Annotated in this window: 9 protein-coding genes and 2 riboswitches; of the genes, 5 read left to right on the plus strand and 4 right to left on the minus strand. The window is 63.4% G+C overall.

Translation table 11 applies throughout. The features are described 5' to 3' along the window. Window positions 1-3: 3 nt before the first annotated feature. Window positions 4-1221: a Bcr/CflA family efflux MFS transporter gene (locus IGS61_RS24240; protein WP_230541954.1), complete on the minus strand. Its 1218-nt coding sequence runs from the start codon at window positions 1219-1221 to the stop codon at window positions 4-6. Window positions 1222-1365: 144 nt separating this feature from the next. Here IGS61_RS24240 and IGS61_RS24245 point away from each other — a divergent pair, with 144 nt between their 5' ends. Continuing rightward, entirely contained in the window at window positions 1366-1524 is a 159-nt protein-coding gene (locus tag IGS61_RS24245) for a hypothetical protein (protein WP_157751005.1), read from the plus strand. 218 nt (window positions 1525-1742) lie between these two features. Here the strand turns inward: IGS61_RS24245 and gcvP are convergent, their stop codons facing one another. The 3 genes from gcvP to gcvT all read right to left on the minus strand — a co-directional run bounded on the left by gcvP (window position 1743) and on the right by gcvT (window position 6320). Next, on the minus strand, window positions 1743-4643 hold the full coding sequence (gene gcvP / locus IGS61_RS24250; RefSeq protein ID WP_230541955.1) for an aminomethyl-transferring glycine dehydrogenase: 2901 nt from the start codon (window positions 4641-4643) through the stop codon (window positions 1743-1745). A 103-nt stretch (window positions 4644-4746) separates the two neighbouring features. Then, window positions 4747-5127 carry a glycine cleavage system protein GcvH gene (gene gcvH / locus IGS61_RS24255; RefSeq protein ID WP_076569743.1) on the minus strand — a complete coding sequence of 127 codons (381 nt, stop codon included), beginning with the start codon at window positions 5125-5127 and terminating at the stop codon, window positions 4747-4749. A 71-nt stretch (window positions 5128-5198) separates the two neighbouring features. Beyond that, a complete protein-coding gene (gene gcvT / locus IGS61_RS24260; RefSeq protein WP_230541956.1) occupies window positions 5199-6320 on the minus strand; it encodes a glycine cleavage system aminomethyltransferase GcvT in 1122 nt (373 codons plus the stop codon). 74 nt (window positions 6321-6394) lie between these two features. After that, a riboswitch (glycine riboswitch) is annotated at window positions 6395-6500 on the minus strand. A gap of 28 nt (window positions 6501-6528) precedes the next feature. Next, a riboswitch (glycine riboswitch) is annotated at window positions 6529-6615 on the minus strand. Between the two features lie 169 nt (window positions 6616-6784). On the opposite strand from gcvT, the gene IGS61_RS24265 reads away from it, so the two are divergent. From IGS61_RS24265 to IGS61_RS24280, 4 genes are all read left to right on the plus strand, one after another. Beyond that, window positions 6785-7369, plus strand: coding sequence for an ATP-dependent Clp protease proteolytic subunit (locus IGS61_RS24265; RefSeq protein ID WP_230541957.1), 585 nt, complete (start codon window positions 6785-6787; stop codon window positions 7367-7369). A 162-nt stretch (window positions 7370-7531) separates the two neighbouring features. Then, window positions 7532-8167: a phosphatase PAP2 family protein gene (locus IGS61_RS24270; protein ID WP_230541958.1), complete on the plus strand. Its 636-nt coding sequence runs from the start codon at window positions 7532-7534 to the stop codon at window positions 8165-8167. Window positions 8168-8351: 184 nt separating this feature from the next. After that, complete coding sequence (gene smc, locus IGS61_RS24275; protein ID WP_230541959.1) at window positions 8352-11879, plus strand: chromosome segregation protein SMC; 3528 nt, start codon at window positions 8352-8354, stop codon at window positions 11877-11879. After that, the gene (locus IGS61_RS24280) at window positions 11876-13048 is read left to right on the plus strand and encodes a cell division protein ZipA C-terminal FtsZ-binding domain-containing protein (protein WP_230541960.1); all 1173 of its coding nucleotides are present in this window, start codon (window positions 11876-11878) and stop codon (window positions 13046-13048) included. The genes smc and IGS61_RS24280 overlap by 4 nt, the downstream gene beginning before the upstream one ends. Window position 13049: the final 1 nt, after the last annotated feature.

The raw sequence follows: 13049 nt of genomic DNA on the forward strand, positions 1-13049 counted from the left end.
GCGTCAGTGCGCGCCCAGGCTGCTGGCGTGTGCCGGATGGATGCGCGCAGCGGCCAGGGTCAGCCATGATACCAGCAGGCCGGCCGCGGTCAAGAACAGCAGCCACGGCAGCGGTCCCCGCTCGGACAGGCCGGCCGCCAGCGGCGTGGCCAGCGACGATAAGCTCATCTGTATGGCGCCCAGCAATGCCGCCGTGGAGCCGAGCGCGCGCTGTTGCGAACCCATGGCCATGGCCATCAGCGCCGCTTCCGCGATGCCCAGGCCAAACAGGGCCACGAACATGCCGGGGACGACGGCCATGATTCCCCCTCCGGCCCAGGCGCCGAGCAGGGCCAGTGCCGCGCCGCCCAGCATGGCCAGGCTGCCCGCCACGCAGAGACGCGCCACGCCCTGCGTTTCCACCAGCCGGCCGCTGGCCATGGCGCCGAGCAGCACGGCCACGCCCGTGGCGCCGAACACGAGGCCGAAGCTGCCGGCGGACAGGCCGAAATCGCGCTGGTAGACCAGTGACGCACCGCCGATATACGCAAACAGGAAAAAGAACGCGGCCGACAGGGCCAGCGCGGGCAGCAGGAAGGCGCGGTCGAGCGCGATGCGCGCATACGTGCGGTGCATGCCGCGCGGCGAGACCCGCTTGGCGACGGGTAAGGTTTCCGGCAGGAACAGCGCGCTATTGAGCAGGGTCAAGGCGCCCAGCGCGGCCAGGGCCAGCATCACGGCGCGCCAGCCGTAATGGGCGTCGAGCAAGCCGCCCACGGCGGGCGCCAGCACGGGAGCCAGGCCCACGATGGTCATCAACAGGGCAAACAGCTGCGCCGCTGTGACGCCATCGGCCACGTCGCGCACCATGCTCATCACCACGACCAGGGTCAGTGCCGCGCCCAGGCCTTGCAGCGTGCGCGCCAGCAGCAGGGTGGTCAATTGTTCCGCCTGCGAGGCCCACACGGCCGCCACGATGTAGACGGCGATGCCGGCCAGCAACGGGCGGCGCCGTCCCAGCATGTCCGTCAGCGGCCCGCACAGCAGCTGCCCAGCGCCCAGGGCCAGCAGGAAAACGGTCAGGCTCAGTTGTACGTTCGCATACGAGGTGTGCAGCTCGCGCGCCATGGCGGGCATCGAGGCCAGGTACATGTCGATGCCGGCCGGGCCGAGCACGGCCACCAGGGCCAGGGAAGCCGCCAGCCCGAGACTGGCGGCGGGGAGAGTGGTTTGCTGCTGCATTGCGCTTCCTTTGTATCGTCAAAAAACACGGCATGGACACTGCCGTCTTTTTTATTGTACACTGGCTACCTACCGATAGGTAGCTTGCTCAGTCAATGAAAGGATGAGAACGATGAATGAAGAAACTATGATGGGAGAGACGGCATGACGGAAGTGGGAATCTCGCTCAGCGGCGTGGCCGTGGCGCTGCTGTTTGCCGCCTGGAGCTCGCACCGCACCCGCTGCGAGCGGCGCGATGTCATGTTGCTGACGATACTGGGCACCGTGCTGGGGCTGCCGGGCGCCGTCTTGCTGGCGCTGTAGAGCGCGCATAAAAAAACGGCAGACCTTGCGGCCTGCCGTTCTGTTTTAATTTAATACTCCCGGCTTTTGCCGGGATTTTATTTCTAGATTGCTGAGTTTCGACGCCTGACAAAACCGTAGCGAGCGTCAGTGATTTGTGGCCGAGAAGCGCAACCGTACTTGAGTACGGTGAGCATCGCCGGCCGCAAAGCGCGACGCGCAGTAGGTTTGGTCTGGCGTCATTCCTCTTCGTAGGAGCTGATCGGTGCGCAGCCGCAGAACAGATTGCGGTCGCCGTACACGTTGTCGGCGCGGCCGACCGGTGGCCAGTATTTGCGCTGGCGCAAGGAAGCGACGGGGTAGGCCGCGATTTCACGGCTGTACTTGCGTTCCCAGTTGTCCGACATCAATACCTGTGCCGTGTGCGGCGCGTTTTTCAACGGGTTGTCGTCGTGGTCGAATTCACCGCTGGCGACCTTGGCGATTTCCGCGCGGATGGCGATCATGGCGTCGATGAAGCGGTCGATTTCCACTTTCGATTCGCTTTCCGTCGGTTCGATCATCAAGGTGCCCGGCACGGGGAAGCTCATGGTCGGCGCATGGAAACCGAAGTCCATCAGGCGCTTGGCCACGTCTTCGTTGCTGATGCCGGTGGCGTCCGTGATCGGGCGCAGGTCCAGGATGCACTCGTGCGCGACCAGGCCGTCGTGGCCCGAGTACAGCACAGGGTAGTGCGGCGCCAGGCGGCGCGCGATGTAGTTTGCCGCCAGGATCGCCGTCTCGGTCGCTGCCGTCAAGCCTTCCGCGCCCATCATGGCGATGTACATCCACGAAATCGGCAGGATGCTGGCCGAGCCGAATGGCGCGGCGCTGACGGCGCCGATGCCGGCGACGTCGCGCTGGTAGCCCGACGAACGCTGGTTCGGCAGGAATTTCGCAAGGTGGGCGCCCACGCCGATCGGGCCGACGCCTGGGCCGCCGCCGCCGTGCGGGATGCAGAAGGTTTTATGCAGGTTCAGGTGCGATACGTCGCCGCCAAACGAGCCGGGAGCGGCCACGCCGACCAGCGCATTCATGTTGGCGCCGTCGATGTAGACCTGGCCGCCGTGCGAGTGGATGATCTCGCACAGTTCCTGGATGCCTTCTTCAAACACGCCGTGGGTGGATGGGTAGGTGACCATCACGCACGCCAGGTTGGCGCTGTGCTTTTCCGCTTTCGCCTTCAGGTCGGCCAGATCCACGTTGCCGTTGGCGTCACAGCTGGTGACGACGACCTGCATGCCGACCATGTTGGCCGAGGCAGGGTTGGTGCCGTGCGCCGACGATGGAATCAGACAGATGTTGCGGTGGCCTTCGCCGCGCGATTCGTGGTACGCCTTGATCACCAGCAGACCCGCGTATTCGCCCTGCGAGCCGGCGTTCGGCTGCAGCGAGACGGCCGCGTAGCCCGTCAGCGCGCACAGCATCTCTTCCAGCTGCGCGATCATTTCGCGGTAGCCGACCGTTTGCGCATCGGGAGCGAACGGGTGGATGTTCGAGAACTCGGGCCAGGTGACGGGGATCATCTCGCTCGTCGCGTTCAGCTTCATGGTGCACGAACCGAGCGGGATCATGGTGCGGTCCAGCGCCAGGTCCTTGTCGGCCAGGCTGCGCAGGTAGCGCAGCATTTCGTGTTCCGAGTGGTAGCTGTTGAAGACCGGGTGGGTCAGGTAGGCGCTCTCGCGCGCCAGCTGCGCCGGCAGGGCGCTGGTGACGCCCGCTTCAACCGCATCCAGGTCCGGTGCGGCAGGCGCGTTTGCGACGCCGTCGGCGAAGACGTTCCACAGCAGCGCGATATCGTCGCGCGTCGTGGTTTCATCGAGCGACACGCCGACGTGGGTGGCGTCGACCTTGCGCAGGTTGACGCCGTGCTTCAGTGCCGCCGCGTGCAGTTTTTCCGCATCGGCGACCTGGATGGTCAGGGTGTCGAAATAGGTGGTGTTGACGACCTTGTGGCCCAGGGTCTTCAGGTTGGCGGCCAGCACGCCCGTAAAGCGGTGCACGCGCTGGGCGATCTGCAGCAGGCCGGCAGGGCCGTGGTAGACGGCGTACATCGAGGCCATCACGGCCAGCAGCACTTGCGCCGTGCAGATGTTCGACGTCGCTTTTTCGCGGCGGATGTGCTGTTCGCGCGTTTGCAGGGCCAGGCGGTACGCCTTGTTGCCTTGCGCATCGACGGTCACGCCCACCAGGCGGCCCGACATATTGCGCTTGAACTCATCGCGCGTGGACAGGTAGCCCGCGTGCGGGCCGCCGAAACCGAGCGGCACGCCGAAGCGCTGGCTGTTGCCGACGACGACGTCGGCGCCCCATTCGCCAGGCGGCGTGAGCATGGTCAGGGCCAGCAGGTCGGCCGCGACGATGACCATGGCGCCATTCGCGTGCAGTTTTTCCACGCCGGTGCGGTAGTCGCGGACTAAGCCGTTTACGCCAGGGTATTGCAGCAGCACGCCGAAGCAGGCGTCCAGCGACTCGATTTCAGCCGGGTCGAAGGTGCGCACTTCGATGCCGATCGGCTGGGCGCGCGTCTGCACCACTTCCAGCGTTTGCGGCAGCACGTCATTGGCGACGTACAGCACGTTCGACTTCGACTTGCCCACGCGCTGGATCAATGTCATCGCTTCGGCGGCGGCCGTGCCTTCGTCCAGCATCGAGGCGTTCGAGATGCCCATGCCGGTCAGGTCGGTGATCACTTGCTGGAAATTCAAGATCGCTTCCAGGCGGCCTTGCGAAATCTCAGGCTGGTAAGGCGTGTAGGCCGTGTACCAGGCGGGATTTTCAAAGATGTTGCGCAAAACGACACCGGGGGTGAAGGTGTTGTAATAGCCTTGGCCAATCAGGGATTTGAGTACCTGGTTCTTGCCGGCGATGGCTTTCAGGCGCGACAGGGCTTCCTGTTCCGGCATCGGCTGCGAGTAGGCGCCCAGGGGCAGGGCGCCCTTGTTGCGGATGTTGCTTGGCACCAGGGCGTCGATCAGCGCGGCGCGCGATGGATAGCCGAGGGTCGCCAGCATGGCTTGCTGTTCGGTGGAAGAGGGGCCGATGTGGCGGGCGATGAAGGCATCGCGTGCTTCGAGTTGGGTCAGGCTGGTGCGGGTCATGATATAGAGGCCAAAAAAGACTGAAAAACCGGGAGGCGGCGCGCGGGCGCAGCGCAGAAAAAAAGCAAACGGGCCGCAATTGCGGCCCGTGAATCAAACGCGATTACGCGCTGGTGGTGGCGCCATAGGCGGCAGCGTCGAGCAAGCCGTCCAGGGCCGACACGTCGGCTGGCTTGATCTTGAACAGCCAGTTGGCGTAGGCGTCGGCATTGATCGACTCAGGCGAGTTGACCACGTCGTCGTTGACGGCCACGACTTCGCCGGCCACTGGCGCGTAGATGTCGCTCGCTGCCTTGACCGATTCCACCACGGCGGCATCGTCGCCGGCGCCATAGGTATTGCCCACGGTTGGCAGTTCGACGAAGACGATGTCGCCCAGGGCGTCCTGCGCGTATTCGGTGATGCCGACGGTGACGGTGCCGTCGCCTTCAAGGCGTACCCATTCGTGGGAAGCGGTGTACTTCAGGTCTGCAGGAATGTTCATGTGTGGCTCCAGATGGTAAATGTTCGTTATTGATTATGGTTGTACGGTCTTGCGGGCGGCTCTATAAAACCTTACGCAGCCAGGATTTTACCGTTACGCACGAAAGGCAGCTTGACGACGGAAGCGGCCAGCTGCTTGCCGCGGATTTCCACGTGCACGGTGTCGCCCACGGCGACGCCGTTCGGCACGCGCGCCAGCGCGATCGCTTCCTGCATGGTGGGGCTGAAGGTGCCGCTGGTGATTTCGCCCGTGGCGTCGCTGCCGGCGATGATGACTTTTTGATGGGCGCGCAGCACGCCGCCTTTTTCGCGCAGGATCAGGCCGACGAATTGCGCGTTCTGGCCTTTCGCCAGCAGGGCCGCCTTGCCGATGAAGTCGCGCTCGCTGACGAGGTCGATGGTCCACGCCAGGCCCGCGTCGAGCGGGTTGACGGTTTCGTCCATGTCCTGGCCGTACAGATTCATGCCCGCTTCCAGGCGCAGGGTGTCGCGCGCGCCGAGGCCGGCGGGCTTGACGCCGGCGGCGGCCAGGGCGTTCCACAGCGCTTCCACCTGGGTGGCGGCCACGCCGATTTCAAAGCCGTCTTCGCCCGTGTAGCCGGTACGCGCCAGCATGACTTCGCCGAAGGCCGTGTCCTTGACGATGACGACGTTGAACGGCTTGATGGCTTCGGAAGCGGCTTGCGTTTCCGGCAGCACTTGCCACACCTTGGCGCGCGCGTTCGGGCCTTGCACGGCCACCAGGGCCATCGGATTGTTGGCATTGCGGCGCTCGGTAATCGTCAGGCCGCTGTTGGTGGCCGTATTTTGCTGCTGCATCCAGGCCACGTCTTTTTCAGCCGTGCCCGCGTTGACGACGAGGCGGAACCAGTTTTCGTTGAAGAAGTAGACGATCAGGTCATCGATGACGGTGCCTTCGGCATTCAACATGCACGAGTACAGCGCCTTGCCCGACACTTGCAGCTTGTCGACGTTATTGGCCAGCAAGCCGCGCAGGAAGGCGCGCACGTTCGGGCCTTCGATATCGACCACGCACATATGCGACACGTCGAACATGCCGGCGTCGCCGCGCACGGCATTGTGTTCTTCGATTTGCGAGCCGTAGTTGACGGGCATGTCCCAGCCGCCGAAATCGACCATGCGGGCGCCGAGGGCACGGTGGGCGTTGTTGAGTGGGGTCGCTTTGAGCGTCATGGATTCCTCGGGACGAAGGTAAAAGGGGAGTTAACAAAACATAGAATAGCCAAACACGGCTTTCCAGCGTGATCACTGACCCCCCTGTCCTTTGTACCTGAGAGATTACGGGGGCTTGCCCCGTGCGCCCCTTCGGTGGGCCGCCGGCATGTGCCGCGGCCGCTCTCCAGAGTTGAGCTAAAACGTGTCGCCAAAGCAACAGCTTCAGTCCGCCTGATCGGTCCTTTTGCCTGAGAGTTTTTGGGTAGTGCCCCTTCGGCGGCAACGCTGGATTGCCCTCTCCCGATCAAGTGGGAGGAATATATGCCAGCAGGGTGTTTCTGTCAATCTGTAAAGACGTTGCCAAATTGCAGCAAAAGCCCCGGTTTGCGGGGCTGGCAGAGGGCCTGGCCTGGCGCAAAAGGGCGCCCTGCCGCGCGCGAATGGACTATGATGAAGTTCTGGCTTTCTTGCGGGTGGCTGCCATGAATACGACACAAAGCGGGACACAACACGAGACACAAAACAACACCGAGCAGCACGGTTACTTTACCCTCTCGGGCGACGTCAACAGCGACATGGTGCGGCGCGTCTTCAACGCCGTGTCCGACATCACGGAAGACAAGCTCACCACCGCGCACATTTTGATCCAGTCGAACGGCGGCTATGTCAGCGACGGCATCTGTCTGTACAACTTCCTCAGCAAGTTGCCGCTCGACATCATTACCTACAACGCGGGCGCCGTGGCGTCCATTGCCGTGACCCTGTTCCTGGCGGGGCGGCACCGCCACGCCAGCGACACGGCCCGCTTCATGGTGCACAAGTCGCATGCGACGGCCTCGCCCGGTTCCCGCCCCGATGCGCTGAGCATCATCGTCGAAGGCTTGCGCGCCGACGACATGCGCACCGAGCGCATCCTGCGCGGCCACGTCAAGCTGACGGAAGAGCAGTGGCAGGTGCACGCGTATTCCGACCTGCACCTGACGGCCGACCAGGCGCTGGAAGTGGGCATGGTCGAATCGATCCGCGACTTTTCGCCACCCAAGGGCAAGCGCCTGACGAATATCTGACCCTTCGCCCATGCGGCTGCCGCGAAAACATTTTCATATGGCAATTTTCGAGGTGAAAATTGTAATGGGATGTAATTCTTGCCTGCAGTTGATGAAAACCGGGGCGCAAGCAGGGCCAGTCGTGGCATAGTGCACGCTGATCATGAAATAAGTGCAGGCACGATGACTTGGTGGAATGGGATTTCTTTTGCGGCCGATATGTCGGTGATGGGGCCGGCTGGCGTGGCGATTGCCCTGTGGCTGCTCGTCTCGCGTCAATGGCGCCTGGTGCTCAGCTGGAGCTTGTGGTACGGCGGCGGGCTGGCCCTCGTGGTGCTGTCGAAGCTGGCTTTCATGAGCTGGGGAGTGGGCAGCAGCGCGCTCGATTTCACGGGTTTCAGCGGCCACGCCATGCGCGCCGGCGCCGTGTTTCCCGTGCTGATGTATGTGCTGCTGCAGCGGGCCGAGCCGCGCTGGCGCCATGCCGCCGTGCTCGTCGGCGTGGCTTTTGCCGTGCTGGTGGCCATTTCGCGCGTGGTTGTGCATGCGCACAGCGTGTCGGAAGCCGTCAGCGGCTGCGTGCTGGGCCTGGCGTTGGCGCTGGGTTTCATGTGGAGCGCCCGTGGCGCCGTGAATATCGCCGTCAGCCATGCGCTGGCGCTGGCCAGCCTGGTGCTGATGGTGGTGCTGAGCTTCAAGGCGGAACCGATGCCGACCGAGCAGTGGCTGCAAAAACTGGCCCTGGTACTGTCCGGCCATGAGCGCGTTTTTTCCCGCGAAGACTGGAAACTGGCGCAGGATGGCCGCCCAGCCCCGTGATGCGGGGCAGGCTGGCGCCTGGCGCTACGGTTTTTTGGCCAGAAAAGCATCAGGAAATGGTATGATGAACCACTTTTTTTGCGGTGAATGGCCAGACAGCCGTCGCGATGGTGCATCTGAACTGAATATGAACCGGGTTCACCCATAATATAACCGCCAGCATAGGCCAGGAACTCTAAAACACGTGCGTCTCTCTTCCATCAAGTTGTCGGGATTTAAGTCTTTCGTCGATCCCACCAATTTCCAGGTGCCAGGCCAGCTCGTGGGCGTGGTCGGGCCGAATGGCTGCGGCAAGTCGAACATCATCGACGCCGTGCGCTGGGTGCTGGGCGAATCGAAAGCGTCGGAGTTGCGCGGCGAATCGATGCAGGACGTCATTTTCAACGGCTCCACGCACCGCAAGCCCGCCGGGCGCGCCTCGGTCGAGCTGGTGTTCGATAACAACGATGGCAAGGCCTCGGGCCAGTGGGGCCAGTACGCCGAGATCGCCGTCAAGCGCACCCTGACGCGCGACGGCACGTCCACCTATTACATCAATGGCCAGCCCGTGCGCCGGCGCGACATCCAGGATATCTTCCTCGGCACGGGCCTCGGCCCGCGCGCCTACGCCATCATCGGCCAGGGCATGATTTCGCGCATCATCGAATCGCGCCCTGAGGAATTGCGCGTCTTCCTCGAAGAAGCGGCCGGTGTCTCCAAATACAAGGAACGCCGCCGCGAGACGGAAAACCGCTTGCAGGACACGCGCGAGAATTTGCTGCGCGTGGAAGACATCTTGCGCGAACTCAATGCCAACCTGGAAAAGCTGGAAGCGCAGGCCGCTGTCGCCACGCGTTTTCACGCCTTGCAGGCGGACCAGGAAGAAAAGCAGAAACTGTTGTGGCTGCTGCGCAAGAACGAGGCGCACAACGAGCAGACGCGCTATTTCCGCGAAGTGGAGCAGGCGCAGACGGACCTGGAAGAGCAGACGGCCAAGCTGCGCAACGTGGAACTGACCCTGGAGCAGATGCGCCAGGCGCACTTTGCCGTGGGCGACCGTTTGCATACGGCGCAAGGCCATCTGTACCAGACGAATGCGGAAATCGGCAGCCTGGAAGCGCAGATCAAGTTCGTCATCGAATCGCGCGCCCGCCTGCAGGCGCAGCTGGCCACCCTGACGGCCCAGCGCGACCAGTGGACCAGCCAGGGCGGCGAATACCAGGAACAGATCGAAGAGGCGGAATTCCACCTCGAGGAACTGGCGGCCAAGGTCGAGCAATCGCAAATGATGGCCGAGCAGAAGGGCGAGCAATTGCCCGAGCTGGACGCCGCCTGGCGCGCCGCGCAAAACAAGAGCACGGAATCGCGCGCCCGGATCATGCAGGCGCAGCAGCAGCTGGAACTGGAATCGGCGCACCAGCGCAACGCCTCCAACATCCTGGCCAGCCTGTTGACGCGCCGCGAGCGCTTGCAGCAGGAAAAGAACAGCCTCAGTTTGCCTGACAGCAGCCATCTGGAAAACCTGAAGCTCCAATTGGAAGAAAAGCAGCAAACCCTGGAAGAACAGGGTTTCTACCTGGAAGAAGCGCTGGAGCAGCAGCCCAAGCTGGAGCAGGAGCGGGCCGAGGCGCAGGCGCAGGTGAATGCCGAAACGGCCGCCAACGCCCAGCTGGAAGCGCGTCTTTCCGCTTTGAAACAACTGCAGGAACGGGTGCAGACCCAGGGCAAGGTTCAGCCATGGCTGAAAAAGCACGAGCTCGACACCTTGCCCCGTCTGTGGCAAAAGCTGCAGATCGAGGCGGGCTGGGAAGCGGCCATGGAATCGATCTTGCGCGAGCGCACGTCGGCCCTGCAACTGTCGAATATCGACTGGGCCAAGGCCTTCTTTGCGGACGCGCCGCCGGCCAAGCTGGCCTTGTACGCGCCATCGACGGTGGCGCCGCTGCCCGTGCCGGACGTGCCTGGCCTGAAACCGTTTTTGAACTTGTTGAAACTCAACGATCCGGGCTTGCGAGGCTTGCTGCAGGATTGGCTGTACAACGCCTACGCCGTGGAAGACGCGGCCGAAGCGCTGGCCGAGCGCGGCAAGTTGCCGCCGGGCGGCTATTTCGTCACGCGCGCGGGCCACGTGGTGACGGCCACCAGCGTGCGCTTCTATGCGGCCGATTCGGAGCAGGAAGGCATGCTGGGCCGCCAGCAGGAAATCGACAATATCGGCAAGCAGCTGCGCGCCCAGCAATTGCTGGCCGAAGAGGCGCGCGCCCGTTCCGTGCGGGCCGACGCGGCCGTGGCGACGCTCACGCGCAACCTGTCCGACTTGCGCTTGCGCATACAGCAGCTGACGTCTTCCGTGCATACTCTGCAACTGGATGTGGTGAAACTGTCGGAAGTGGAAGCGCGTTTCAACCAGCGCAGCACGCAGATCGGCGCCGACCTGGCGGAAATTGCCGCGCAAGAAGCCGAACAGATGCAGACCAAGCTGGAATCGGAAGAGAAATTCGAACAGCTGGACATGGAACTGGGCAACTTGCAGGAAGCGCACGAAGACGGCCATACCGACTTCTTGCAGAAAGAGCAGCGCCTGGCCGAAGCGCGCGAAGCCTTGCGCGACCTGGAGCGGGCCGCCAAGGATACGGAATACGCGGAAAAAGCCCACCGCGCGAAGATCGAGGAATTGCGCCGCAATATCGCCACGGCCAGTACGCAGGCCCAGCAAGTGACGGAAAGCCTGCAGGCGGGCGAACTGGAACTGGCCAACCTGGAAAGCGGCGCGGCCGCCGACGGCTTGCAGGATCTGCTTGAGCGCCGCACCACGCAGGAGCGGGCGCTGGCCGACGCGCGCCATGAACTGGACCAGATCACGCAGCAGCTGCGCCTGTCCGAAGATGCGCGCACGCAATCGGAACGCAGCTTGCAGCCGCAGCGCGACAAGATCATGGAAATGCAGCTCAAGGAGCAAGCCGCGCGCCTGAACCAGGAGCAATTCGCCCAGCAATTGCTGGAATCGGGCGCCGACGAGGCCGCCTTGACGGAAAAATTGCATCCGGACATGCGTCCGTCGTATCTGCAGGGCGAAGTCACGCGTTTGACCAACGCCATCACCTCGCTGGGCGCCGTCAACCTGGCCGCGCTGGACGAACTGGCGCAGGCATCCGAGCGCAAGAATTTCCTCGACGCCCAGAATGCCGACCTGACGGAAGCGATCAATACGCTGGAAGACGCGATCCACAAGATCGACAAGGAAACGCGCGACTTGCTGCAAGACACGTTCGACAAGGTCAACCACCACTTTTCCGAGCTGTTCCCTATTTTGTTTGGCGGGGGCCAGGCCAGGCTGACCATGACGGGCGACGAGATTCTCGATTCCGGTGTACAAGTCATGGCGCAGCCTCCCGGCAAGAAAAATGCCACCATCCACCTGTTGTCCGGTGGAGAGAAGGCGCTGACCGCGACCGCATTGGTGTTTTCCATGTTCCGCCTGAATCCGGCGCCGTTCTGCCTGCTCGACGAAGTCGATGCGCCGCTGGACGATTCGAACACGGAACGCTTTTGCCGCATGGTCAAGCGCATGTCCGACCAGACCCAATTCCTTTTCATTTCGCATAACAAGATTGCGATGGAAATGGCCCATCAATTGATCGGTGTGACGATGCAGGAGCAGGGCGTATCGCGCATCGTGGCGGTGGACATGGAGTCCGCCGCAAATTTTGCAACCGAGGCACAAGCAGCATGACAGACCTTCAAATTACCTTGTTCGGCGCCGGCGGCGTCTTTATCGTCGGCGTTTTCTCGTACAACAAATGGCAGGAATACAAGGCCAAGAAAAGCGTGGAACGGGCTTTTTCCACCGACCACGATGACGTGCTGATGCGCGAGGGCGACGCTCCTGCGGTGGAAGCCCAGGAACCTGTCTTGCGCCAGGAACCGCGCTTCGACGCCGCGCCTGCCGCCAAGGCGGAACCGTCGTTCGGCGCGCCGCCGGCCGCCGTTGTGCCGGACGCGCCCGTGCATGCGGAACCGTCATTGGGCGATACCGCTGCCGAACCGGCTCCTGCCGCCGCTGCGCCCGCCGCGCCCGTGCAGGAAGTGAGCGCGGCCAGCGAACAGGCGACCAGCCTGGTCGACCCGCTGATCGATTGCCTGCTGCCCCTGTCGCTGGAAGCGCCCGTGCGTGGCGACAAGATCCTGCCCGTGCTGCAAACCCTGCGCCTGGTGGGCAACAAACCCGTCCATTTCATCGGTTTGCACGTGAATGGCGACTGGGAACCGATCACGCATGGCGGTGTCTACACGAAGATGCAGGGCGGCGTGCAGCTGGCCAGCCGCAGCACGGCCCTGAATGAACTCGAATACTCGGAACTGGTCACTCGGCTGCGCGGCGTCGCCGACGAGATCGGCGCCGAGCCGGAAGTGCCCGACATGATGGAAGTGATGGCCGAAGCGCGCACCTTGCACCGCTTCGTTGCCGGCCACGACGCCCAGCTGGGCGTGAACCTGCACACGAATGGCGCGCCATGGGCCATTTCCACCTTGCTCGTTGCACTGGAGAAGCAAGGCTTCGACGTGCGTCCGGACGGCCGTTTCGTCATGCCGGACGGCGACGGCGGCCATCTGTTCTCGCTGTCGACGAACGTCACCCTGGCCGAGGAAACGACGCCCCGCCTGACCCTGCTGCTGGACGTGCCGTGCGTGGCACCGGCGCGCGACGGTTTCGGCGCCATGGTCGCCTGCGCCAAGGCGCTGGTGGGCCGCCTCGACGCCACCATCGTCGACGATTACAACCAGGCCCTGTCCGATGCGGCATTGGCCGAGATCGCCGGCCAGGTGCAAGAGTTTTACCAGGAAATGGACGCGGCCGACATCCCGGCCGGTTCCACCCGCGCCCTGCGTTTATTTAGCTGAA

Origin of the sequence: Janthinobacterium sp. FW305-129, assembly GCF_020858115.1 — a bacterium.
GTDB lineage: Bacteria > Pseudomonadota > Gammaproteobacteria > Burkholderiales > Burkholderiaceae_D > Janthinobacterium.

Bases quoted from the DNA above. Each gene is read 5' to 3' on its own strand.
- gcvT (WP_230541956.1), bottom strand. From the start codon at position 6,320: ATGACGCTCAAAGCGACCCCACTCAACAACGCCCACCGTGCCCTCGGC.
- IGS61_RS24245 (WP_157751005.1), top strand. From the start codon at position 1,366: ATGACGGAAGTGGGAATCTCGCTCAGCGGCGTGGCCGTGGCGCTGCTG.
- gcvH (WP_076569743.1), bottom strand. From the start codon at position 5,127: ATGAACATTCCTGCAGACCTGAAGTACACCGCTTCCCACGAATGGGTA.
- IGS61_RS24265 (WP_230541957.1), top strand. From the start codon at position 6,785: ATGAATACGACACAAAGCGGGACACAACACGAGACACAAAACAACACC.
- gcvP (WP_230541955.1), bottom strand. From the start codon at position 4,643: ATGACCCGCACCAGCCTGACCCAACTCGAAGCACGCGATGCCTTCATC.
- IGS61_RS24270 (WP_230541958.1), top strand. From the start codon at position 7,532: ATGACTTGGTGGAATGGGATTTCTTTTGCGGCCGATATGTCGGTGATG.
- IGS61_RS24280 (WP_230541960.1), top strand. From the start codon at position 11,876: ATGACAGACCTTCAAATTACCTTGTTCGGCGCCGGCGGCGTCTTTATC.
- IGS61_RS24240 (WP_230541954.1), bottom strand. From the start codon at position 1,221: ATGCAGCAGCAAACCACTCTCCCCGCCGCCAGTCTCGGGCTGGCGGCT.